General features: G+C 58.8%; 19 protein-coding genes. 17 read left to right on the forward strand and 2 right to left on the reverse strand.

The genetic code is table 11. From position 1 onward, the window contains the following. Positions 1–95: 95 nt before the first annotated feature. Complete coding sequence (gene gnd, locus Q1A00_RS08440; RefSeq protein WP_298402123.1) at positions 96–998, reverse strand: phosphogluconate dehydrogenase (NAD(+)-dependent, decarboxylating); 903 nt, start codon at positions 996–998, stop codon at positions 96–98. A 205-nt stretch (positions 999–1,203) separates the two neighbouring features. Between gnd and Q1A00_RS08445 the strand changes: the two genes are divergently transcribed. Next, a complete protein-coding gene (locus Q1A00_RS08445; protein ID WP_298402122.1) occupies positions 1,204–2,649 on the forward strand; it encodes an LCP family protein in 1,446 nt (481 codons plus the stop codon). Between the two features lie 81 nt (positions 2,650–2,730). On the opposite strand, the gene Q1A00_RS08450 is transcribed toward Q1A00_RS08445, so the two are convergent. After that, the gene (locus tag Q1A00_RS08450; RefSeq protein WP_299756236.1) at positions 2,731–4,287 is read right to left on the reverse strand and encodes a PucR family transcriptional regulator; all 1,557 of its coding nucleotides are present in this window, start codon (positions 4,285–4,287) and stop codon (positions 2,731–2,733) included. A gap of 201 nt (positions 4,288–4,488) precedes the next feature. On the opposite strand from Q1A00_RS08450, the gene Q1A00_RS08455 reads away from it, so the two are divergent. The 16 genes from Q1A00_RS08455 to Q1A00_RS08530 all read left to right on the forward strand — a co-directional run bounded on the left by Q1A00_RS08455 (position 4,489) and on the right by Q1A00_RS08530 (position 22,506). Then, positions 4,489–4,929 carry a MarR family winged helix-turn-helix transcriptional regulator gene (locus Q1A00_RS08455; RefSeq protein ID WP_298490283.1) on the forward strand — a complete coding sequence of 147 codons (441 nt, stop codon included), beginning with the start codon at positions 4,489–4,491 and terminating at the stop codon, positions 4,927–4,929. A gap of 80 nt (positions 4,930–5,009) precedes the next feature. After that, positions 5,010–6,248 (forward strand): extracellular solute-binding protein, encoded by a 1,239-nt coding sequence (locus tag Q1A00_RS08460; protein ID WP_298402119.1) that lies wholly within the window; start codon positions 5,010–5,012, stop codon positions 6,246–6,248. Positions 6,249–6,342: 94 nt separating this feature from the next. Continuing rightward, positions 6,343–7,422 carry a carbohydrate ABC transporter permease gene (locus Q1A00_RS08465; RefSeq protein ID WP_298402118.1) on the forward strand — a complete coding sequence of 360 codons (1,080 nt, stop codon included), beginning with the start codon at positions 6,343–6,345 and terminating at the stop codon, positions 7,420–7,422. Beyond that, positions 7,415–8,512 carry a sugar ABC transporter permease gene (locus Q1A00_RS08470; RefSeq protein WP_298402117.1) on the forward strand — a complete coding sequence of 366 codons (1,098 nt, stop codon included), beginning with the start codon at positions 7,415–7,417 and terminating at the stop codon, positions 8,510–8,512. The genes Q1A00_RS08465 and Q1A00_RS08470 overlap by 8 nt, the downstream gene beginning before the upstream one ends. Before the next feature lie 67 nt (positions 8,513–8,579). After that, positions 8,580–10,487, forward strand: coding sequence for an alpha-amylase family glycosyl hydrolase (locus tag Q1A00_RS08475; RefSeq protein WP_298402116.1), 1,908 nt, complete (start codon positions 8,580–8,582; stop codon positions 10,485–10,487). Positions 10,488–10,832: 345 nt separating this feature from the next. After that, a complete protein-coding gene (rpsU, locus tag Q1A00_RS08480) occupies positions 10,833–11,036 on the forward strand; it encodes a 30S ribosomal protein S21 (RefSeq protein ID WP_298404743.1) in 204 nt (67 codons plus the stop codon). A 224-nt stretch (positions 11,037–11,260) separates the two neighbouring features. After that, positions 11,261–12,343 (forward strand): peptide chain release factor 1, encoded by a 1,083-nt coding sequence (gene prfA, locus Q1A00_RS08485; RefSeq protein ID WP_298404741.1) that lies wholly within the window; start codon positions 11,261–11,263, stop codon positions 12,341–12,343. Between the two features lie 249 nt (positions 12,344–12,592). Further along, positions 12,593–13,633: an adenosine deaminase gene (gene add, locus Q1A00_RS08490; RefSeq protein ID WP_298482391.1), complete on the forward strand. Its 1,041-nt coding sequence runs from the start codon at positions 12,593–12,595 to the stop codon at positions 13,631–13,633. A gap of 112 nt (positions 13,634–13,745) precedes the next feature. Further along, positions 13,746–15,299, forward strand: coding sequence for an ABC transporter ATP-binding protein (locus Q1A00_RS08495; RefSeq protein WP_298404735.1), 1,554 nt, complete (start codon positions 13,746–13,748; stop codon positions 15,297–15,299). 442 nt (positions 15,300–15,741) lie between these two features. Further along, positions 15,742–16,881, forward strand: a complete 1,140-nt coding sequence (locus Q1A00_RS08500; RefSeq protein ID WP_298404732.1) for an ABC transporter permease — start codon at positions 15,742–15,744, stop codon at positions 16,879–16,881. Between the two features lie 133 nt (positions 16,882–17,014). Beyond that, the gene (locus Q1A00_RS08505) at positions 17,015–17,512 is read left to right on the forward strand and encodes an acyl-CoA thioesterase (RefSeq protein ID WP_298404729.1); all 498 of its coding nucleotides are present in this window, start codon (positions 17,015–17,017) and stop codon (positions 17,510–17,512) included. Next, the gene (locus tag Q1A00_RS08510; protein ID WP_298404726.1) at positions 17,509–17,976 is read left to right on the forward strand and encodes a flavin reductase family protein; all 468 of its coding nucleotides are present in this window, start codon (positions 17,509–17,511) and stop codon (positions 17,974–17,976) included. The genes Q1A00_RS08505 and Q1A00_RS08510 overlap by 4 nt, the downstream gene beginning before the upstream one ends. Positions 17,977–18,024: 48 nt before the next feature. Then, a complete protein-coding gene (locus Q1A00_RS08515) occupies positions 18,025–18,828 on the forward strand; it encodes a phosphodiester glycosidase family protein (RefSeq protein ID WP_298404723.1) in 804 nt (267 codons plus the stop codon). Between the two features lie 113 nt (positions 18,829–18,941). Further along, positions 18,942–19,982, forward strand: coding sequence for a lysylphosphatidylglycerol synthase transmembrane domain-containing protein (locus Q1A00_RS08520; RefSeq protein WP_298404720.1), 1,041 nt, complete (start codon positions 18,942–18,944; stop codon positions 19,980–19,982). Continuing rightward, entirely contained in the window at positions 19,979–21,298 is a 1,320-nt protein-coding gene (locus Q1A00_RS08525) for an NAD(P)/FAD-dependent oxidoreductase (protein ID WP_298404717.1), read from the forward strand. Before Q1A00_RS08520 ends, Q1A00_RS08525 begins: the two co-directional genes overlap by 4 nt. A gap of 179 nt (positions 21,299–21,477) precedes the next feature. Beyond that, entirely contained in the window at positions 21,478–22,506 is a 1,029-nt protein-coding gene (locus tag Q1A00_RS08530; RefSeq protein WP_298489991.1) for a LamG domain-containing protein, read from the forward strand. Positions 22,507–22,694 lie beyond the last annotated feature (188 nt).

Below are 22,694 nucleotides of genomic sequence, written 5' to 3' on the forward strand. Positions count from 1 at the left end.
TTTGATGAACTACTGGAGGGCAACCTCCCAGCGCCGAACACCATCCTCTTGTCTTTCCCGCCGCGTCTACCGCGACCTCTGCAATATATATGGCTTTACTCCGCCTTCTTAACCGCGTGACCGCCGAACTGTTGGCGCAGCGCGGCCAGCACCTTGGCGCTAAAGCTGTCTTCTTGGCGCGAGCGGAAGCGCATCTGCAACGAGAGCGTAATGATCGGCGCCGGCACAGCGAGATCAATGCTCTCTTGCACCGTCCACCGTCCTTCACCACTATCTTCGACATAACCGCGGATGCTACTCAGATTGGCATCATCACTGAACGCGCGCTCAGCCAATTCCAACAACCACGAGCGCACGACACTGCCCTGATTCCAGAGATGGCTAATCTTGGCCAGATCAAAATCGTAGCGCGACTGGCGCAAAATCTCAAAGCCTTCGGCATAGGCCTGCATCATGCCATACTCGATGCCGTTGTGAATCATTTTGACGAAATGACCGGCCCCATGCGGCCCGCAGAGCAGATAGCCATCCGGCGGGGCCAGCGTCTGCAAGAGCGGTTCAACGTAGCGGAACGTCTCTTCGTCGCCGCCGACCATCATGCAGTAGCCGACCTGTAAGCCCCAAATCCCGCCGCTGACGCCAATATCGAGAAACCGCAACCCATGCGCCGCCAATTGCTCGGCGTGGGCAATGCTCGCCTTATAATTATTGTTGGCACCATCGATCACAATGTCACCCGACGCAAGCAGTGGTGTCAGCGCGGCCAGATGCTCGTCGGTGGCAGCGCCAGCCGGCAACATCAACCAAACGACGCGCGGCGGGGTAAGCATCGCCACCAGATCGGCCAACTCTTCCGCAGCGATCAGATCATGCTCAGCCGCCAATTCACGCGCTTTGGCAACAGTGCGGTTATAGACAATCACCCGGTGGCCGCCGCGGCGCAAACGAATCGCCATATTCGCGCCCATCCGGCCCAAACCGACCAGTCCTACTTCCATCATTCGCTCCTTAAGCTAACTATTGCGAGTGCAATTGATAATCCTTGCCTAAGCATTATACTCCGGTCTGATGACAGCACAGGAGCAATACGGTATGATGATGAACATTACGCAGAGTTAGAGCGCTCGCGGATACCAAGATCCGAGTCGTTTAGCCCAGCAACGTCGCGGCGATCCCATAACCCATCTATTGCGGAGTTTACTTATGTCGAATAACCAACCCAACCAACCGCCTCGCCCGCCGGCTAGCCGCTCGCCTTACCCTGACGCGACGCTGGTGATGCACCGGATAGAGCACAAACACTCTCGCCAAGGCTTGCTGCCACCGCCAAGCACCTCACCGCGCCGTGTCACACCCAAGCGGCGATGGTCACTTGGTTGGATCGCGCTAGGAATGTTGGCAATCGTTGCACTGGCGCTCGGGTTTGGCTACTGGCAGATCCACCGGCTGGCACAACGGATCGTGGTTGCCGACCCACGCGGGCCAGCCATTACGTCACCATTGCTTGGCGCAAATATTTTGGTTGTTGGGGTTGACATCCGGCGTGATCGTCCCGAAGAGGGGATACGCAGCGACACATTAATACTCGTGAGGCTCGATGGCATAGGAGGCTGGGCCAACCTGCTTTCGATCCCGCGCGATACACAAGTTGATCTGCCTAACCGTGGCCCCAGCAAGATCAACGCCGCCTACGCTTACGGCTATTATCACGCAACCGAACTCTACGGCGATGGCGTAAGCGCGGAACAGGGCGGGATGGCGTTCGCCGCCGACACGGTCAGCCAGTTTCTCAACTTTGAGCAACGTAGCATGCGGGTCGATTACGTCGTGCAGATCGATTTTGACGGCTTTGCTGCATTAATCGATGCCCTTGGCGGGATTACGATCGAGGTGCCGCGCCGGATCGTCGACGAGGCCTACCCCACCCCTGACTACGGCGTCATGCAAGTCGTCTTTGAAGCCGGCCCGCAACGGATGGATGGCGCGCGCGCCTTGATCTACGCCCGCACACGCCACGCTGACAGCGATTTTGGTCGCACTGAACGGCAACAGCAAATCGTGCAAGCGATTGTTAGTGAAATTCGGCAGCGTAACTGGTTTGAGCGGATGCTCTTACTGCCGCGTATCCTCGATGCCGTTACCCAAACCGGCGATACGCCAGCAGTTCTAACCACCCTGCCACTGGCCAACTTCGACACCTTACTGGCAATGGGACGCTTGGCCGCCAACCTCGACCCGGCGCTGATCGGCCGCTACCGGATCGAGCCGGGCACTGTAGCTGTGCGTGAAAACGGCACCAACCTGATCTGGGATGCCGACAACGTGGCGGCGCTAGTCAATCGCTGGCTGACGCCGCCGGGAGAGGCGAGCGAACGAGCGCGGGTGCAGGTGCTCAATGGGGCGAGTGTTGCAGGGCTAGCGCGCCGCACCAGCGAAGAACTGAGCGCCAACGGCTTTACGGTCCTCGCCCCTGCCGACGCGCCACCGGGAGACTATCCGCGCACGGTGGTGTATCAAGCCGGTAACGCCCCCTTTACTGCCCGCCGGCTCGCCCAACTGCTGGGCGCTGAGATGGTCGTTGGCCAACCGGCGGGAGTGTATAGCGAGGCAGAGATCGTGGTCATCCTAGGACGTGATCGCACACCGTGAAAGTAGGGAGTGGGGAATAGGTACAGTGTGCGCTTACTGACATTGCTCACGATCAACTCGCAAACCCCTTCGCCCGCTTGCTCACCCCTCTTCCAAGGTCGAGAGAATCCGGTGTGCGCGCACGGCCAACCAGAGCGCAAAATGCTCCTCGGCGTTATCGAGATCCATCCCGCTAATCTCCTTAATCCGCTCGATACGGTAGAGCAACGTATTGCGGTGAACGTGCAACGCCTCGGAAGTAGCGCGCAGATTACCGAGGTTGTTAAAATAGGCTTCAAGCGTCTTAATCAGATCGGCGTGCTGGCGCTTATCATACTCAGCGAGGCTAGCAAGCGTCTCGCGGTAGAACGACCACAGCTCCGGCGTCTCACGTAAGCGAATGAGCAAACGGTAGACACCCAGATCGCCGAACGCGAGCACGCGATCGTTACCAAAAATCTGGCGGCCAAGGCTCAACGCCTGTTCAGCCTCTTCGAGGGTGCGCCGCCACTCAGAAAGATGCGCTGCCGGCGAGCCAATGGCAAGCACCACATTCGGATGATCGAACAACAAACGTTCGCGCAACTGCTCGGCCACCTCACGCGCCCGGCTGACCGTCGGCGAGGGCACCATGCAGAGCACATTGCTCTCGCGCCGCGAGATAGGTGCATTGATATTCAGCCGTTTCAGCTCATTCTGAATATTGGCCGCGGCCCGGCCTAACGTCGCGGCGCTGGCATCATCAATATGCACCAGCACTGCCGTATGAGGCGCCGTAAGGGTATAGCCCAACTCTTGACCACGCTGGATCGCGGCGGCTACATCGGCAGGCGGCCCAGCCAGAATACTGGCAATAAAATCGCCGCGCAACCGCTCTTCGGCAGCCTGCACCGCTTGTTCTTTGGCCAATTCGAGCGCTAATGCCAGCGCGCCACGCTGCACTGCCGTGCGATCCCACGGATCAAGCGTCGCCCCGGCAATTGCGACATAGCCGGTTGGTGCGCTACTATTGCCAATCGGCTCGACCCAGATTTGCTGGTTGAGCAAATTCATTTCGCCACGACCAGAGGGACGCAGCGCCTGCAAAGCCAGTCGCGCCTGCCCGCGCCCGCGTTGTGCCCGGATCACGCCATTCGGCGCATAACATGCCACACTCTGACCGGTGCGCTCGTGCAGAATATCGAGCAAGCCGCCAATCCCGCCACCTTGTAATGAACGCTGGGTAAGCAAATCGTAGAGCTGGGCAGCCCGCCGCTCGAACTGCGCTTCGTAATCGGTAATCAGGCGGGTGATCTCACGCTCGACCTCACGCAGATCGACCCCCTCGGGCAGATGCAGCAACGGCAGCCGGGCCTCTTCCGCCGCTTGCTGATCTTCGGGTGTGATCACGCCCAGCGCAACGACGCCGGCAATTGGCACCGGCGCCTGTGCTAAGCGGCGCACCAACACCGCTAACGTTAACCGCGAATCGAGCGCACGCGCCGCTTCAACCGATAGCAAGGCGAGTTCACCACCGCGAAGTTCGGCAAAGGCCGGCAACGTAGCGCGGAGGGTGGCAATCCAACTGACCTGACGCCCCAAGCCGGTAGCGCCGGCAACGACCGCAGTGCCCTCCGGCAACGCTAGTCGCACCACATCGCGAACGGTGATGGTTACCATACTAATACATCACAAATCGTTATCACCGAAGTTGACCGTATTATACATTGTTCTTGAGATCAACGTCGCACACGACCCCTCTTGACAAATACTTGTCGCATCTGCTATAATCCCACCTACAATAATTGTTTATACAACTATTTTGTTGACAACGAAGTTATCCGAAAGTCTATGACGCCATCCGGCACCGAGCAGCACCGTATGATCCAAGAAGTTTACGTCTTGCTGGATGATGGCGACCGCCGTGTGCTGCGCCAATTCCAGCTCAACCCTACCCAGTATGCGGCGCTGCTGCTGCTAGCTGAACACCATGGCGTGCGGCTGTCAGATCTGAGCGTCCATTTGTTGATTGACAAAAGCAGCACAACCCGTCTGATTGACCGCCTCAGCTCTCTTGGTTTAGTCGAGCGCATCGCTGATCCGAGTGATCGGCGCGTGCAACGGATCGGGCTAACGGCGCATGGCCGAGCCCACTTAGCCAAGGTGCGCGCTGCGCATAGCGAATCGCTCGTGCGACGGTGGGCTGTGCTTGATGGACCTGAGCGCGAGTTGCTCACCCGCTTGCTGCTCAAGCTCCGGCGCGAATTAACCATCGTGCAACACGGGAGAGAAGGAGGTGCAATATCGAGCGATAGCGATTGATTGGTACCCATCATAATCATTGTTGTTATGGTATAGTTGCCGATTATCGGGCATTGCTGCCCCCGCCAAAGGAGAAACGTGTGAAGCGCCTGTCGTTTGCACTGTTCGCATTGCTGGCCCTGTTCGCCACCCTCCTCGCCGCTTGCGGCCAACCCGCTCCCGCCACCCAACCCACGACTGCTCCCGCTCAAGCCACGACTGCTCCCGCCCAACCTGCCGCCGGCGGTATGGCCGTTACCGGCACCGTCACGCTCTGGCATGCCTACGGTACCGGCAGCGCCGAAGAGAAGGCGATCAACATGTTGATTGATCGCGCCCGCGCCGCTTACCCGCAGGCCACAATTAACGTGCTCCAGATCCCGTTTGATCAGATTTTCAATAAGTTCAACAACGAGGTCTCATCGGGCGGCGGCCCCGATATGTTCATTGCGCCGAATGACAGCCTTGGCAGCCAGATCCGGGCCGGGGTGCTAGCCGATCTGAGTGAATATCAGAGCATGTTGACCGATATCACCCCGACCGGCGTCGCCGGGATGTCACTCAACGGTAAGCTGTACGGCATCCCTGAGTCGTTTAAGGCAGTAGCGCTCTACTACAATAAGAGCAAGATCACCACCCCGCCGGCGACCACCGACGAGCTGCTGGCGCTGGTCAAGGAGGGCAAAACGCTGGTGCTCAACCAGAATGCCTACCACAATTTTGGCTGGTTGCAGGCGTTTGGCGGCCAGTTGATGGATAGCAACGGCAAGTGCATCGCCGATCAGGCTGGCGGCCCTGAGTGGTTCGCTTACCTCAAGGCGCTGAAGGAAGTACCGACTGTCACCTTCTCGACCGACGGCGGCCAAGCTGACTCGCTGTTCAAGGACGGCAAGGCCGACATGATTATCAACGGCCCGTGGGTGCTGGGTGACTACCGCGCCGTGCTGGGTGACAACCTCGGCGTGGCTCCGATGCCGGGAGCCGCCAAGCCGGCCGGCCCGCTTACCGGCGTCGATGGCTTCTATGTCAGCATCAACAGCCAGAATGTAGCAGGTGCGGTTGCGTTGGCAATGTTCCTGACCAGCCCCGAATCGATGAAGGTCTACGTCGATGAAGCCGGCCACGTGCCGGTGAGCACCAAGGTGCAGATCAGCGATCCGCTGGTGCAGGCCTTCGCGCAGGCGTCGGCCACCGGCGTACCGCGGCCACAGATCCCCGAACTCGACAACTACTGGGGCCCGTTCGGCGACGCAATGACCAAAGTGCTCGACGGTGGCGCTGATCCCAAGGCTGCTATCACCGAAGCCTGCGCATTGATGAATACCGCCAACGGCAAGTAAGTCGCGCAAGCGCCTGCCAGACCCTCAAGGGGAGGGTCTGGCAGTGTTATCATACGCAACATCTGCACATTCCAACCGCAGGGGAGGAAGCCGTATGGCAACCACAAATCCAGAGCTGGCCTCACCAACGACGCGAGCGCCACGTTCAGCTCTGCGTGAGGGGTGGAAACAATTGCGCACCCCGATCATCTATCTGCTGCCAGCACTGGTGATTATGATGGTCGTCACCTTTTACCCGCTGGCTTTCCAAGTTTGGATGTCTTTCACCGATTATGGAGTGATTAAGGAAGAGGGGAAGCAAACGCTGAACCCGTTCGGCCCCGGCGGCACCACCCCGCCCAATTACCGGCCAGCTCAGTTTGTCGGTTTTAAGAACTATCTTGATATTATCACCAATAACCCGCAATTTGTTGCCCGCCTTGGCGGTAACTTTGATTTTTGGCGCTTGCTCGCCTTCAATTTGTGGTGGACCTTCTCGAATGTCGGGTTTCACGTCGCGCTGGGCATTATTATTGCTGTCTTGCTAAACGTGGAAGGGCTGTGGGGGCGCAAAATCTATCGGGCAATTTATATTTTACCGATGGTATTGCCGAATATCGTGGTCGCCACAGTCTGGCGTAATATGTTTGATGATCAGTACGGTTCGATCAATCAATTGATCAATCTCTTCATTACGCCTTTTGGCCTCGATCCGGTACAGATTCGTTGGTTCAACCAGATCCAAGACCCCATTCCCGGCATTGGCCTGCCGCTCAGCTATTATGCGATGCTGATTGCCAATATCTGGCTGGGTTGGCCGTTTATGACCATCGTCGCCACCGGCGCGCTGCAATCGATTCCGAAAGAGATGTACGAGGCGGCCAGCATTGATGGCGCGACCAGCATGCAACAGTTCTGGCGGATTACGCTACCGCTGCTGCGCCCGGCGATGGTGCCGGCGGCAATGGTTGGCATTGTCACCACCTTCAATCTCTTCCACGTGATCTATTTTATGAGTGGCGGTGGGCCGCTGGGACGCACCGAGATTATGGTGACGCAGGCATTTAAGTTGATCAATGTCAACCAGCTCTATGGCGTTGCCGCCGCATTTTCGGTCATTATTGCGCTGGTGCTGATCCCGATTTTCTTAATTACCAACAAGATTTCGCGCGCCACGGAGAGCTACGATGTCTAGTGTGACTACTCAGCGCCGTTCAGGCAGCACCGCCGCCGGCCGCCGCTTAAAGTGGTGGCAGCAATTGGTGCTGCAAGCGATTTGCCTGTTTATCGCTGCAACCGTGCTCTTTCCGGTGCTTTGGATTGTGAGCATGTCGCTCGATCCGCGCAATATTTCGCGCCCAACCGAGCTGAACCTGATTCCACCCGGCGCGTCGCTACAAGCTTATTTGCAAGTGCTTGACCGCCCGACCGCTAATCCGGTGACGTTCGCCGAGCTGGCGTTTAATAGCCTGCGCCTCGCCGGCGGGGTATCGGCCTTTGCCCTTCTCATCGGCGTCAGCGCGGCGTATGCCTTTTCGCGCTTCAAGTTCCCCGGCCGGCAGTTTATGATGATTGCAGTATTGGCAATCACCGTCTTGCCGAGCGTGGCGACGATTGCGCCGCTCTTTGCGTTGCTCAACAGCATTCGGATCAGTAGTGCGATTATGAGTATTGTGCTCATTCTCGCTGGCCTGATGCTGCTTGGTCTCACGCTGTTCGCAGTGGTGCCGGCGATCCGGCTTGGCTCGGCTGGGCCGGGCAACTATTTCTTCGGCGCAGTGGGATTGGTCATTAGTCTAGGTTTGATCTACGGCGGCCTCGCCCCGGCCCGCAGCGAGATCTTTGTGTTGCGCAATTCGCTGCTTGGCGTCGGGATTGCAATGGTGTCGGGGGCGCTGCCGTTTGCGATCTGGAACCTGAAGGGCTACCTCGATACGATTCCCAAAGAGCTGGAAGAGGCGGCGATTATTGATGGCGCCTCGCCGAATCAGGTCTTCTTCCAGATCGTGTTGCCGCTGGCAACGCCGGCGCTGGCCGTCACCGGATTTCTTGGCTTTACCGGCGGCTGGACTGAGTTCTTCTTATCGTGGCAGTTCCTGACCGATCCCAAAGATTTTACGCTGGCGATGTCGCTCTACAATATGACCGGCCAGTACGCCGGGCAGATCCCTTGGTCGCGGTTCGCCGCCTTTTCGATTTTGTTGTCGTTGCCGGTAGCGATCGTTTACCTATTGTTACAGCGATATATTATCGGCGGCCTGACACTGGGCGGGGTCAAGGGATAATTGTATTGTCGAGCCGCACAGCCGTGCGGCTCCAACCACCATTGTAATCCCCAAAGGATCGTTCACCGTGGAACAGATTCACGTCTCTGCCGACTTCATTTTTGGCACGATGGCCACCGATAGCCGGCGGCTAGGATATGTGCGGGCCGAGATGGCCGGTATTTCCCACCGCTACCGTATGGAACCGGCAGCGCCGCGAGCCGGTGAACCGGTGCGGCTCTTCGTCACCCTCGGCCCGTTAATCACCGCCGATCGGGTCAGCGTCTACTATACGACCGATGGTAGCGAACCAGCCGGCTGCCGCGGCCAAGCCGCGCCGGGGAGCACCGTGGTGCATGGGCATCGCCTCGCCAGCCACTGGGATACACTGCTGTGGGGCTATATGGAAGAGTGGGCAATCGATCTGCCACCCCACCCGTCCGGCACCGTTGTACGCTACCGGATCGAGGCTTGGCTGAGCAAAGGCGAGGGATCGCTCTGGTACAGCGAAGTGATCGGTGCGACCGAAGGCGATGGCAGTGTGCTCGGTCATCCCGGCCCCGGCGATCATTACCTGCGTGAAATGGGAGCCGAATTCAATTTGACCTTCCTCCGTCGCCCGCGCACCTGCGCCTACCGAGTTGGCGATGAAGGCGCCCCGGCATGGCTTGATGAAGCCGTCATCTATCACGTCTTTATTGACCGGTTCCATCCCGGCCCCAATCGCCAATTTGCCAATCCGCCTACGCCGATGGGCATCTACGGCGGTACACTGGCCGGCGTTACCGCTAATCTTGATTACATTGCTAGCTTAGGCACGACCGCCATTTGGCTCTCGCCGCTCTTCCCCTCGCCGTCGCACCACGGGTACAATGCCACCGATTACTACAGCGTCGAACCGCGACTGGGGACATTGGCCGATGTGCAGACCCTGATCGCCGCCGCCCACGAACGCGGGATGCGAGTCATCTTTGACTACACCGCTAATCACTTCTCAAGCCAGCACCCGATCTTCAAGCGCGCCATTACCGATCCAACCGGCCCGGAACGGGATTGGTTCATCTTTACGCGGTATCCAGACCAGTATATTTCATTCTTTGGCGTCGCCGAACTCCCGCAGCTTGACCTTGATTATCCGCCGGCACGCCAATTTATGATCGACGCAGCGCGCTACTGGCTCGCACAGGGGGTTGACGGCTACCGGCTCGACTACACGATCGGCCCTTCCCACGATTTCTGGACAGCCTTTCGCGCAGCGATGCGAGCCATCAAAACCGACTGCGTGCTGTTGGGCGAAGCGGTTGACACTGCCGAGGTATTGCGGTCGTATGTTGGCCGGCTCGACGGTTGTCTCGACTTTCTGCTCTTGCAAGCCATCCGGCGCTTTTTCGCCTTTGATGAGATTAGCGCCAGTACGTTCGCCATCTTTCTCAACCGGCACCTTTCCTACTTTCCGCCCGGTTTTGTGTTGCCCAGCTTCCTCGATAATCACGATATGAATCGTTTTTTATGGGTCGCGCGCGGCGATACCCGCCGGTTGCGGCTGGCTGCCCTCTGCCAATACACGCTGCCGCACCCGCCGGTGCTCTATTACGGCACCGAAGTTGGGCTGAGCCAACGACTCGACGTGCGCCATGCCGACGGCAGCGGCCATCCCGAAGAGTCACGCTTGCCGATGCTATGGGGAGCCGATCAGGATCGCGACCTGTTGCAGTTTTACCGTCAATTGGGCGCACTGCGACGAGCAACGACCGCTATCTGGCGTGGCGAGCGCGTCTTTACCCACATCGATGACCAGAACCGTCAGGTAGCCTATACATGTACCGCCAACGACGTAACGTGGCTGGTTGCGCTCAACAACGCGCCGCAAGCCGGCGCGATCCCCTTACCGGCTGGCCACTGGGAAGTCGCATTGGCGACACAAACTGCCGATACTATCGCCGGAAACGTGATCCTACCGGCGTATGGCGGCGCTATCATGCGCCGCCGGGGATAGAATGGAGATCGTATCCGGTTAGATGAAGCCGTCACGATGCAGCGGAACGCAGAAAGACGCCATGTTCCCAACCTCTGCGTTTCCTGCCCCTCACCGGAACCACCTTACCAAGATGTGGGAGCATCCTCGCCATCCTCAGTGTTTGCGTATTCGCCGGCCATCCGGTATACTATTGTTTCGGTGTAGGAATCACGGCATTGCCGCTGCTCAGGGGCGCACCAAATCTGTTGCGAAGGAGGTGATGAGGGAGGATCGCGGATACGACCGTAGAGCCGGGCGTCGCCCCCCGCCAAACCACGGTTCTATGCCGGATACCGGTTGCCGTGCCGCTGATCCAGCAGCGCTATGCGAGTTGAACGTCGTGAAGGCGAAACCGTTGAGCAACTGATTCGCCGCTTCAATAAAGGTGTCGTCGCCGAGCGGATCACCAAGACCTATCGCGAGAAGATGCACTTCGTCTCGAAGAGCGAGCAGCGCAAAGAGAAGCGCCGCCGCGCCGAGCGCAACCGCCGCAAGAAGCTAGCCAAAGCTGCTTCGCTTGGCCTGTAGAATGAACATATCTGATGGCACGATGCGCGATGTGCTATTGCGCATTGTGCCATCGACTATCTTTGTGGAAAGGGCATTTGGGTAAGATGGTGGCGCACAGCACAGTGCGCTAGCCCGCCATCGTTCGCAGCAACAACGATTACTCTGATTCGTGGCGAGGGCTAATTGTGCCACCGCACACCGGATCAGCAACTACATATATCATCCAGATGGAATAATGTCTTATGTTCGATAAACTGGCTGCCGTCGCCGCGCGCTACGATGAACTCACCGAATTGATGGCCCAGCCTGAGGTGGCGACCAACGTCACGCTCTTGCAGCAGTATGCCCGCGAACAGCGCGAATTGGAAGATGTGGTCGCTGCGTACCGGGAATATCAGGCGACGGTACGCGCGATTGATGAAGCCGAGGCAATGCTAGACGAGAGCGATCCCGAATTGCGCGCGTTGGCCCAAGAAGAACTTGAGACGCAGCGCAAACGGCGGGCCGAACTCGAAGAGCAACTCAAGCTATTGCTGCTGCCGCGCGATCCCAACGACTCGAAAGATGTGATTATGGAGATCCGGCAGGGCGAAGGCGGTGATGAAGCGGCGCTCTTTGCCGCCGATCTCTTCCGCATGTACACCCGCTTTGCCGAGTCGAAGGGCTGGAAAGTGGAAGTTGACAGCCTGACCGAAAACGGCATCGGCGGCATCAAGGAAGTGATTTTCCAAATCCACGGCGAAGGCGCGTACAGCAAATTAAAATACGAGGGCGGCGTCCATCGGGTGCAGCGCGTGCCCGCCACCGAAGCCCGTGGCCGGATTCATACCTCGACCGCAACGGTGGCTGTGCTGCCCGAAGTCGAAGAGGCCGAGATCGAGATCAAGCCGGAAGACCTGCGCATCGATGTCTTCCGCAGTGCCGGCCATGGCGGGCAAGGCGTCAATACTACCGACTCGGCGGTGCGTATTGTGTACAAGTCTGGCACCCCCGAAGAGATTATCGTCACCTGCCAAGACGGTCGCTCGCAGATCCAAAACCGCGAACGGGCGATGACTGTGTTGCGCGCGCGCCTCTATGCCCGCGAACAAGAGAAACGGCAGCGCGAGATCGGCGCCTCGCGCCTTGCGCAGGTCGGCAGCGGCGAACGGGCCGAAAAGATCCGCACCTACAACTTCCCTCAAGATCGGATTACCGATCACCGTATCGGCCAAAACTTCTCGAATCTACCAGCGGTGCTGAACGGCGAACTCGACAAGATCATCGAGGCGCTGATCGTCTACGACAACGCCGAGCGGCTGCGCGCCAGCGGGATCACGAATTGAGGATACGGCCCGCGTTATCCGACTGAAGGTTTGCTCCAAATCCTCTACGCACCCTCGCTGTGGCGTGGGGTGCGCAGAGGCATATAAGAGCAGGATACACAGGTCGCCAGTTCATCCCACCGCGATTCACCCCCACCTGCACGCTAACGTGGTCGCGAGACCCGCAGCGACCTCGTATCCTCGCACCCATTCCCTGCAACATCCGCTACAATACGACTCAACATCGTTCCTACGAGCGGGAGAAAGGCAATGCTCACGCCGACGCTCGCGGATTTTATCGAACGTATGCCTAAAATCGAGCTGCACCTGCACCTCGAAGGTGCGGTCGCGCCACGCACGTTTCTAGAACTGAGCCAACGCAACGGTATTCCGCTGCCCGTGCGCACTGAGCAAGAATTGGCCGCCCTCTTTCATTACGATGATTTTCACGCTTTTTTGGGCACATTTATGGCGCTGGCTGCGACTATCGTGCATGGCGAGGATTTTGAGCTGCTCGCGTTCGAGCTGGGGATGGAGCTGGCGGCACAGCACGTTGTCTACGCCGAAGTCATGCTTTCGCCGATGCAGCACGTGCGGCGCGGGGTTGATTTGCACGAGGCGCTGGCCGGAGCTGCCGCCGGCTTTGCTCGCGCTGCCCAGCATGGCGGGCCACGAGTGGGGCTTGTGCTCGATTATGGTCGCCAATACGGCGCCGCTGCTGCATGGCCCATCCTCGAAACCGCTATCGCCTGCCGTTCGCTTGGTGTGGTTGGCTGGTCGATCGGCGGTAACGAGATTGGCCACCCCCCCGAAGAGTTTATTGAACTATTCGCCGCTGCCCGTGCCGCCGGTCTTGGTGTGATGGCTCACGCCGGCGAGGTGGTCGGCCCAGCCAGCGTCTGGGGCGCGATTGATGTGTTGGAAGTGAGCCGGATCGGTCACGGGATTCGCAGCATTGATGATCCGGCACTGTTGGCCGCTCTCGCTATGCGCGGGATTGTGCTCGATATCTGCCCGAGCAGCAATATTCGCACCAAAGCCATCGCCGCATGGCCAGACCACCCCCTGCGCCAACTCTACGATGCCGGTGTGCCGGTGACGATCAATTCCGATGACCCCACCTTCTTCGAGACCACTATCACCGAGGAGTTTCGCCGCACCGCGCATCACCTTGGGTTTACCGCTACCGATTTCTGCGCCATCACCCGCACCGCTGCCCAAGCGACCTTCTTGCCGCCTGCCGAACGAGCAGCCTTGCGCGCCACTATCGAATCATCCCTGCACCAGTTGCGCACCGAGCTGGGAGTATAGGCAGTTGCCGGCGAAACGGTCAGAATATGCTACAATACCTTATATCTCCGGCAGCGCCAGTCGATTGCAATGCCCGTCTATTTTGCGCAATACGTATCCAATGAGGTTGCCTGTGACGCAGAATGGCTCAGACCGCCCGGTTGTGCTGGAAGCCCGCGGTATCACTAAACGCTTTCCCGGTGTTGTCGCTAATGACAATGTATCGCTGAAACTGCATAAGGGTGAAGTGTTGGCGCTGCTCGGCGAGAACGGTGCTGGCAAATCCACCCTGATGAATATCCTTTACGGGTTGTATCATCAAGACGAAGGTGAGATCTTCGTCAAGGGCGAACCCATTCGCATCAGCAATCCGCACGAGTCGATTGCGCGCGGCATCGGCATGGTTCACCAGCATTTCCAGCTCGTGCCGGTGATGACCGTGACCGAGAATATCATTCTCGGTAACGAAGTGACCAACGGCCCCTTCCTCAACCGCAAACAGGCTGCCGAACGCATCCGCGCCATTTCCGAGCAGTACGGCCTGCCGGTTGACCCCAACGCGCTCGTGGCCGATCTTGACGTCGGCGCGCAGCAGCGGGTTGAAATTATCAAGGCCCTCTACCGCAACGCCGATATTCTGATCCTCGATGAGCCGACCGCAGTGCTGACCCCGCAAGAGGCTGACGATCTGGTGCGGGTGATGCGCACGCTGACCATGCAAGGCACCTCGATCATCTTTATTACCCATAAGCTGCGCGAAGTCTTAGAGGTAGCCGACCGGATCATTGTGCTGCGGAGCGGCAAGGTGGTGGGTGAAACAACACCCGATCAGGCAACTGAAGCCAGTCTAGCAGCAATGATGGTCGGGCGCGAGGTTATTTTGAAAGTTGAGAAGCAACCGGCCCGCCCCGGCGCACCGGTGCTTGAAGTGCGGGGCTTGCAAGTGCGTGACGATCGCCGGCTGCTGGCCGTCAAAGGCGTTGATCTTGAGGTGCGCGCCGGCGAGATTCTCGGCATCGCCGGTGTGCAAGGTAACGGCCAGACCGAGCTGGTTGCGGCGCTGACCGGCCTGCGCCCTAGCGAGGCCGGCATAGTGCGGATCGCCGGCGTTGATGTCAGCAATGCGACCCCGCGCCAGATTAGCGAATTAGGGGTGGCCCACATTCCCGAAGACCGCCAGCGTGACGGGTTGGTGACATCGTATCCGCTCACCGATAATTCGGTGCTGGAATTGTACTACTTGCCGCCGTTCGCCCGCGGGATCGTGCGCGACGAGCAGGCGATCAACGAGCATTGCACCCGCTTGGTGACCGAGTTTGATGTGCGCACGCCGAGCATTCACGTGCCGGCCAGTTCGCTGAGCGGCGGTAACCAACAGAAGCTGATCGTCGCCCGCGAATTTACCCGCCCGCTCAAACTATTGATTGCCTCGCAACCAACCCGTGGCATCGATGTCGGTTCGATCGAGTTCATTCACAACCAGATTGTGAAAAAGCGTGACGAGGGTGTGGCCGTGTTGCTGGTCTCAGCCGAGCTTGATGAAATTTTATCGCTCGCTGACCGGATTGCTGTCATGTACCACGGCCAGATTGTGGCCACGGTCAAGAACGGCGAACTCTCGCGGGAAGAGTTGGGTCTCTTGATGGCCGGCGCGAAGATCGATCGCGCAGTGCCGGTGGAAGCTTAATGCATGCGCTGGCGAGCCGCATCGAGGGGTAAGCACAGGAGGGTACAGCCTACATTTGCGCAGAAGATAGCTGAATACCCTGCTCCCCGTCCTGTCATCGCGAACCGAGCGCAGCGAGACGACGCCATCCCCTGCAAGGGCGCGAGCGATGCCTTGAGCGGCTCGGCTTCCGCTAGAGTAGGAGATTACTGCGGGTGCTCCGCGCCCTCGCAATGACATACTGGCATCAAAGCACACCCCTGTTCTATGTCATTGCGAGGCGAGTGCAGCGAGACGACGCCATCCCCTGCAAGGGCGGGAGCGATGCGCTGAACATAGTCTTGATAAACGCAGGAAGTTCTATCAGAAAAACTAAAGATACCTTTGGCAAAAGAGGGGATCTACTCATAGCCTATTTAATATATCAGATATCGATCACATTCAAGCGATAAGGGAGAAGAGCATGGCGCAAGCAGCCACTGAAGCGGGGGTTCACCCCTCGGCGCTCCGCCAAGTATGGGAACGCTGGTCGGGCATCCTCGTGCCAATACTAGCCGTTTTTAGCGCACTGGTCGTTGGCGCATTCATCATTGGCATTACCGGCGCCGATTGGCAAGCAGCGTATATCGGCTTATGGGAAGGCGCTTTTGGTTCGCCACGTGCGATCGCCGACACTGTGGTGCGCTCAACGCCGTTTATCATCTGCGGCTTAGCGGTAGCGCTCGCCTTTAAGGCCGGGTTGTTCAACATCGGCGCGGAAGGGCAACTGTACGCCGGTGCTGTCGCAGCGGTCGTGATTGGCACTACGTTACAAATGCCCGCTATCTTTCACATCCCGGCTACGCTAATCGCCGGCGCGCTCGGAGGCGCGGCATGGGCAGCGATTGCCGGCTTTCTCAAGGCACGCACCGGCGCCCACGAGGTGATTAATACGATCATGCTCAACTATATCGCATTGCGCATGACCGACTGGCTAATCCGCAGTAAGACGCCGTACATCCTCGGCGATCCTGCCGATACGACCGGCGCCCGATCGCGGCTGATCGCCGAAACAGCCCGCTTGCCCGGCTTTCAGGTGGGTAGCTCAACCATCCTGCACCTCGGCATTCCACTGGCAATCGTGCTGGTCTTCGTGATCGCATGGCTGCTCTACCGCACGACCCTCGGCTTCGAGATGCGCACTGCCGGCACCAACCCCAACGCCGCTCGCTACGCCGGGATCAGCGTGCCGCGCACGATCGTGCTGGCAATGGCGTTTGCCGGCGGGTTGGCTGGAGTGGCCGGTGCGATTGAAGTGAGCGGAGTGCGTGGCTCGCTCAGCGCCGATTTCTTTTCCGGTCTTGGCTTCGACGCGATTGCCGTCGCCCTGCTTGCCCGCGCGAATCCGGTCGGGATCATCTTTTCGGGATTGCTGTGGGGCGGCTTACTCACCGGCGCGCGCTTGATGCAGGTGCGGGCTAGCCTGTCGATCGATGTGATCAAGATTGTCCAAGCCCTGATCATTATGTTCGTCGCCGCCGACCAGATTGTCCGCTTCATTTATCGCCTGCCCAAACGCAAACCCGGCGAAGAGACTCAGCTCTCGAAGGGGTGGGGCGGATAGCAGTACAGTAACGCCAAGACGCATAAGCATATCGGGCTAACGGATTTGCATCATCACACCAGTTTCGCGTTGCTTCTATCGCCAACGACGGCGCTCAGATGAGCGCCGTTATCTGCCTACTGTTCAGGTGACTATGGACGACATCATGATTCAAAACCGTCCGGCCAAACCGGCTGCCGAAGAACGAATGGCCGAAATCATCCTGCCACACCAAACTAACGGTTACGGTACTATGTTCGGCGGCGATGTCATGGCGTTAATGGATAAAGCCGCTGCCATCGCTGCCTTACGTTTCTGCCGATTGCCGGTTGTTACTGCCTCAACCGAGCGGATCGATTTTCGTACCCCGATCGGGCAAGGCGAGATTGTTGAAGCCTTTTCGCGGGTGATCTATGTCGGGCGCAGCTCGATGGTTGTGCGAGTGCATCTCTTTGCTGAGCATCCCCTGATTGGCGATCGCCGCCTCTGCACAACCGGCTATTTCAGTATGGTTGCGATTAACCGTGAAGGCGGGCCATCGCCGACGGTACCGCAACTGCTCTTGCTCGACGATGAAGCCCGCGCCGAACATGCCGTTGGCGCCGAGATTCACGCCGCGATCGCGGCCCGCCGCAATGCAGGACGACCATGATCGACGAATCACTCTTTCGCCAAACCCTGAGTCATTTCGCTTCGGGGGTGACCGTTGTAACAACCGCCCACGAAGGCCGCTTGGCCGGCTTGACCGTGAGTTCATTCGCCTCGTTATCGCTGCGCCCGCCACTGGTATTGATCTGTGTCGATCATGCGGCGACCAGCCACGATGTGATCGCGGCTGCCGGCCAATTCGCGGTGAACATATTGGCCGAAGATCAAGAATACCTCTCGCGCCGCTTTGCGATGCACGACAGCGAGAAATTTGCCCCGCACAGCTACACCCTCTCGCCGCGCGGGTTGCCACTCTTGCACGGCGTGCTGGCCCAAATCGAGTGCCGGTTGCACAGCGCCCTGCCCGGCGGCGACCACACCATCTTCGTAGGTGAGGTGGTTGATGCGCGTGTCTTCGGAGGCCGACCCCTGTTGTATTACCGGTCGGGCTATCACCAGTTGGGGTGAGCGATCACGGCCACGATTGCTTGGCGTGGCGCGTTATGGAAGAGCGTAATGCTACGGTTATTGTGCGCGTTATTCGCCGGTCTCTTTGCCTTCACCGCCTGCGCCGGCGCTTCCTTGCCCAACAATGTGCCGGCTGGCGTGCCAACCCTAATGCCAACCCGGCCAGCAACACCCTCGGCGTCTGCCGGTGACTGGCGCCCGCTGGCCGCCGGAATCGAATTGCGTCGCTTAGACACACCCGGCGTGCCGGTGCAAGTAATTCGCGTCGATCCGGCTAAGGTGCGCTTCGTGGTGGGCTATGATCCTGCGGCGCCGCGTACACTCAGCGCTTGGGCAGCGCAATACGGCGCTATCGCCGCAATTAATGGCGGCTTTTTTGATGCGAACGGCGAACCGGTGGCGCTGTTGATCAGCGATCAACGGGCCATTGGTCAGAGTTACATCGATCAGGGCGGCATGTTTGCGATTGATGACGCCGGCGTACCCCATCTCTGGTCTCTTGCTGACCAACCCTACGACGGCACGTCTTTTGCGCAGGCCATTCAGGGTTGGCCACTGCTGGTGCGTCCGGGCAACAAAGCCGCTTATACTCACGATAACGGCCAACGCGCCCGTCGCAGTGCGATTGCCCTCGATCGGGTCGGGAATGTGCTCTTGATCGTCGCCCCCGGCGCAACGTTTAGCCTCGCTGAATGGTCGCACTTTCTAGCCGGAGCTGACCTTGACATCGAGATTGCCGTTAACCTTGACGGCGGCTCTTCTACCGGCCTGATTGCACAGAGTGATGACGGCGGCGTGCGGGTTGACTCGTTTGTTCCCCTTCCTTTTGCCTTGCTCGTGCTCCCGCTTTGACAGGCTGAGAGTGCAAGGGTAAGATGCAGAGAAGGGCAGCGCGGTGCTGTGCTTAGCCTGAGGGCACAGCAGCGCTATACCCGTACAGCATTGATATTGATAAGGGTATCTTTGTGCGGTATTGGAAATTATGGCTTGGGCTGATTATTAGTGCGATCTTCCTTGGGATTGCCCTCTATGGCCTCGATCTAGCCCATTTCTGGGAGGCGCTGCGCGAGGCGAATTATTGGTGGCTGCTTCCGGGAGTCGCCGTCTATTTTGCTACCGTCTGGGTGCGCGCGTGGCGCTGGCAGTCGATGCTCAACCATATCACGCCGGTACCGTTGCGCACGCTCTTCCCTATTGTCGTGATTGGCTACATGGGTAACAATGTTTATCCGGCGCGGGCCGGTGAAGTATTGCGCAGCTACGTGCTACGCCACAACTGCGGCATCGCGATGAGCGCCTCGTTGGCGACAGTGGTGCTTGAGCGGTTGTTTGACGGTTTGGTGATGCTGCTCTTTGTGGCGATCACGCTGCCCTTTGCGCCGCTGCCCACTGCCTTTCGCACCCTCGTGATAGGGTTCAGCGCCTTATTCATTGTGGCGCTGGTCGCATTTGTCGCTTTAGCTGCCCGACCGCAACGCATGAGCCAACTGTATACCCTCGCCGTTGACCGGTTTGCGCCGCCATTCCTCCGCTCGCGCATCCACGGTCTCTTTGACCGGTTTATTATGGGGTTGCAATCGCTGCGCAGCCCGCGCGAAATGCTGGTTATTCTGCTGACCTCAACCTTGATCTGGCTCGGTGAAACGCTCAAATATTGGTTCGTGATGCATGCTTTTCCGTTTGAAGTGTCGTTTCTGGTCTTGATGCTGATGACGGCAGTAGTGAATCTGTTCACAACGATCCCTTCCACACCGGGGTATATTGGCACCTTCGACGCACCCGGCATCGCGATCTTGACCCAGTTTGGCGTGGCCCATGCACTGGCCGCTGGCTATACGCTAGTGCTGCACGTGGCGCTGTGGTTGCCGGTGACGTTGCTCGGCGCGTGGTATATGCTGCGCCAAAGCCTCACGTGGCGCGATATGGATCGGGCGGCGGCTTTGCGCGAACAGGCTACGACGCTCACCACCGAAGATGCTTCCGTCCCCCAGAAGGTGTTGCCATGAAGATTGCGATCGTTGGCGCCGGCATTGCCGGTCTGAGCGCCGCGTATGACCTCGCCGGGCACAGCCATACGGTGACAGTCTATGAAGCCGGTGAGCAGGTAGGCGGCTTGGCCAGCGGGTTTCGCGATCCGGCGTGGCAATGGCCGCTCGAACGGTTTTACCATCACATCTTCACCACCGATCACGCGATTATCGACCTAGCCAACCAGATTGGAATGCGTGACCGGCTCTTTTTCCGCGCGCCGGTGACAGCGCAGTGGTGGCGCGGGCGCGGGTATGCGCTCGATGGCGTGCTGCCCGTGTTGCGCTTCCCCGGCTTGCCCTTCCTCGACCGGTTACGCTTTGGTATGAGCGCTTTCTACCTCAAGTTCATCACCAGCAATTGGCAACGGCTCGAACAGGTGACGGCCACCGCATGGACTGAGCGCTATTCGGGGCACAATGTGGCGCGGGTGATTTGGCACCCACTGCTCGAAGGCAAATTCGGCCCCCACGCCGATGAGGTCAATATGGCGTGGCTGTGGGCACGGCTGCGCGCGCGCAGCTTCAAGCTGGGATATTTCCAAGGCGGCTTTCAGGCATTCGCGAATGGGTTGTGCGCTGCCTGCACGCAGCGCGGAGTGCGCGTATGGCTGCAAACGCCGGTGAGGGCTGTGACACAGACTGACAAGGGTTGGCAAGTGATTGCCGGCGATCACCCTCCCACCGATTACGATGCGCTGCTCGTTACCGGCGCGCCGGGGTTGCTGGCGCGACTGGCGCCCCATCTGCCGGCCAGCTACCTCGGCCAGCTGCGCCAGTTGCGCTCGATGGGGGCAGTGGTAATGACCATCGCTCTACGCCAACCGCTCACCAACGGCATCTATTGGCTCAACCTGCCTAAAGACGAATTCCCGTTTTTGGCGCTGGTTGAGCACACCAACTTCATTGAACCGGAATATTACGGCGGCGACCGCCTGATCTACTGCGGTGACTATCTCGATCCTGACCACGAGTATTTCCAGCTTACGCCAGCAGCGTTGCTCGAACGCTTCTTGCCGGCGCTATGCCAGATCAACCCCGCCTTCCGCCGCGAATGGGTGCGTGCTTACTGGCTGCACCGTGAAACCTACGCCCAACCGATTGTGCCGGTCAATCACAGTCGCAACATCCCGCCAATTGCCACCCCCCTGCCCGGCCTTTACTGGGCCAGCATGAGCCAAGTCTACCCGTGGGATCGCGGCACCAACTACGCCGTCGAATTGGGCCGGCGCGCAGCACAGATCATGCTCGCCCACCCGCACGCAACAGCGCAACCGGTACCTTCCGGCTATTGATCATGCACTCGCGATGTGGTATGTCACTTCTATACCACCCGATGAACGCAACGCTATCTCTATCCAGCGCGATACTGCTTTGCCCAACCTCATTCGCGCTGAGCGGAGATGCTGCGGGGAGGCTAGGCTCGGCACTGCCTTGTCCAGACCATTCCACACCATACCATTAAGGGGGGAACATGCACTCGTATCGGCTAATAGGCATCGTAATTCTGATTGGCGTCCTCATTGGTTGTAGTGCAAGCAACGCGATCCCATCACCTACGCTTGCCCAAGGGCCGGCAGACACGATCACCCCAGACCTAACTACCACTAGCAGCCTTGTGCAAACCGTACCTAGCTCTCTCGCCACAACGTCCGCCACCGCAACGCCAAGCACAGCCGGCGGCTCCTCCATTCGGTTTTTCGGCAGCAGCACCAATGATCTCGACCGGATCAAGATCCCGCTCGTAACGATCAACAGCAGCGGTATCAGTTCGCGCCCGGTGAATGTTGACCGCGATCTGACGCTAGAGTTTTGGATGAAAGCCAATGCCGCCGATAATATGGCACCGGCTTGCGAGGGATGGTATTACGGCAATATCATTATCGACCGCGACATCTTTGGCAACGGTGATTACGGTGATTATGGCATTGCCATTTGCGACGGTAAATTAGTTGTTGGTTTTAGTGTCGGCAACGACGATCGATTACTGAAGGGCAATCGCACTGTCACCGACGGTGTATGGCATCACATTGCCGTCACCCGGGCCAATAGCGGGCAGGTGCGGCTGTTTGTCGACGGCCAGCTCGACGCACAGATAAACGGGCCGAGCGGACGGATTGATTATCGGCTCAATCGCCCAACCTCGTACCCCAACAGTGACCCCTACCTCGTATTTGGCGCCGAAAAGCATGACTATCCGGGCAGTCGCTATTACAACGGCCTGCTCGATGACGTGCGGATATCGAATATCGTGCGTTATACTGGCGATTTTGCCCGACCCACGGCACCGCACCCCGTCGACGCTAACACGGTGGCCCTTTACCGCTTTGATGAAGGCAGCGGCACAGCAATCGGCGATAGCACGCCGGGCAACCAAAGTCCCGGCGTATTGCAACCGCGCACCGGCGGCGCGGCGCAACATTGGTCGACCGACACCCCCTTCGCTAGTAGCAGCGCGCCGCTCACCCCACGAGCATTTCTGCCGATGATTATCCGCAGTTAGACACGCTTGCCACCGGCGCCTCCACGGTTCCGCAACAATCTCACTATTGCCTCCCGGCTATGCGAAGGTATAGCCGGGAAGGGTCGTATTCTTTCTGGTAAATGATTTCCGCATGTCATGTTGATAACACACGAAAAGATAGCGCTTGGGTGAGCAAGTAATTGATCCACGCGGTCGAGACGATGCTC

Source organism: uncultured Chloroflexus sp., assembly GCF_938091255.1.
GTDB lineage: Bacteria > Chloroflexota > Chloroflexia > Chloroflexales > Chloroflexaceae > Chloroflexus.

Bases quoted from the DNA above. Each gene is read 5' to 3' on its own strand.
- Q1A00_RS08510 (WP_298404726.1), top strand. From the start codon at position 17,509: ATGATCGACGAATCACTCTTTCGCCAAACCCTGAGTCATTTCGCTTCG.
- Q1A00_RS08470 (WP_298402117.1), top strand. From the start codon at position 7,415: ATGTCTAGTGTGACTACTCAGCGCCGTTCAGGCAGCACCGCCGCCGGC.
- Q1A00_RS08515 (WP_298404723.1), top strand. From the start codon at position 18,025: ATGCTACGGTTATTGTGCGCGTTATTCGCCGGTCTCTTTGCCTTCACC.
- Q1A00_RS08530 (WP_298489991.1), top strand. From the start codon at position 21,478: ATGCACTCGTATCGGCTAATAGGCATCGTAATTCTGATTGGCGTCCTC.
- Q1A00_RS08505 (WP_298404729.1), top strand. From the start codon at position 17,015: ATGGACGACATCATGATTCAAAACCGTCCGGCCAAACCGGCTGCCGAA.
- Q1A00_RS08455 (WP_298490283.1), top strand. From the start codon at position 4,489: ATGATCCAAGAAGTTTACGTCTTGCTGGATGATGGCGACCGCCGTGTG.
- prfA (WP_298404741.1), top strand. From the start codon at position 11,261: ATGTTCGATAAACTGGCTGCCGTCGCCGCGCGCTACGATGAACTCACC.
- rpsU (WP_298404743.1), top strand. From the start codon at position 10,833: ATGCGAGTTGAACGTCGTGAAGGCGAAACCGTTGAGCAACTGATTCGC.
- Q1A00_RS08500 (WP_298404732.1), top strand. From the start codon at position 15,742: ATGGCGCAAGCAGCCACTGAAGCGGGGGTTCACCCCTCGGCGCTCCGC.
- add (WP_298482391.1), top strand. From the start codon at position 12,593: ATGCTCACGCCGACGCTCGCGGATTTTATCGAACGTATGCCTAAAATC.
- Q1A00_RS08525 (WP_298404717.1), top strand. From the start codon at position 19,979: ATGAAGATTGCGATCGTTGGCGCCGGCATTGCCGGTCTGAGCGCCGCG.
- Q1A00_RS08465 (WP_298402118.1), top strand. From the start codon at position 6,343: ATGGCAACCACAAATCCAGAGCTGGCCTCACCAACGACGCGAGCGCCA.
- gnd (WP_298402123.1), bottom strand. From the start codon at position 998: ATGGAAGTAGGACTGGTCGGTTTGGGCCGGATGGGCGCGAATATGGCG.
- Q1A00_RS08445 (WP_298402122.1), top strand. From the start codon at position 1,204: ATGTCGAATAACCAACCCAACCAACCGCCTCGCCCGCCGGCTAGCCGC.
- Q1A00_RS08450 (WP_299756236.1), bottom strand. From the start codon at position 4,287: ATGGTAACCATCACCGTTCGCGATGTGGTGCGACTAGCGTTGCCGGAG.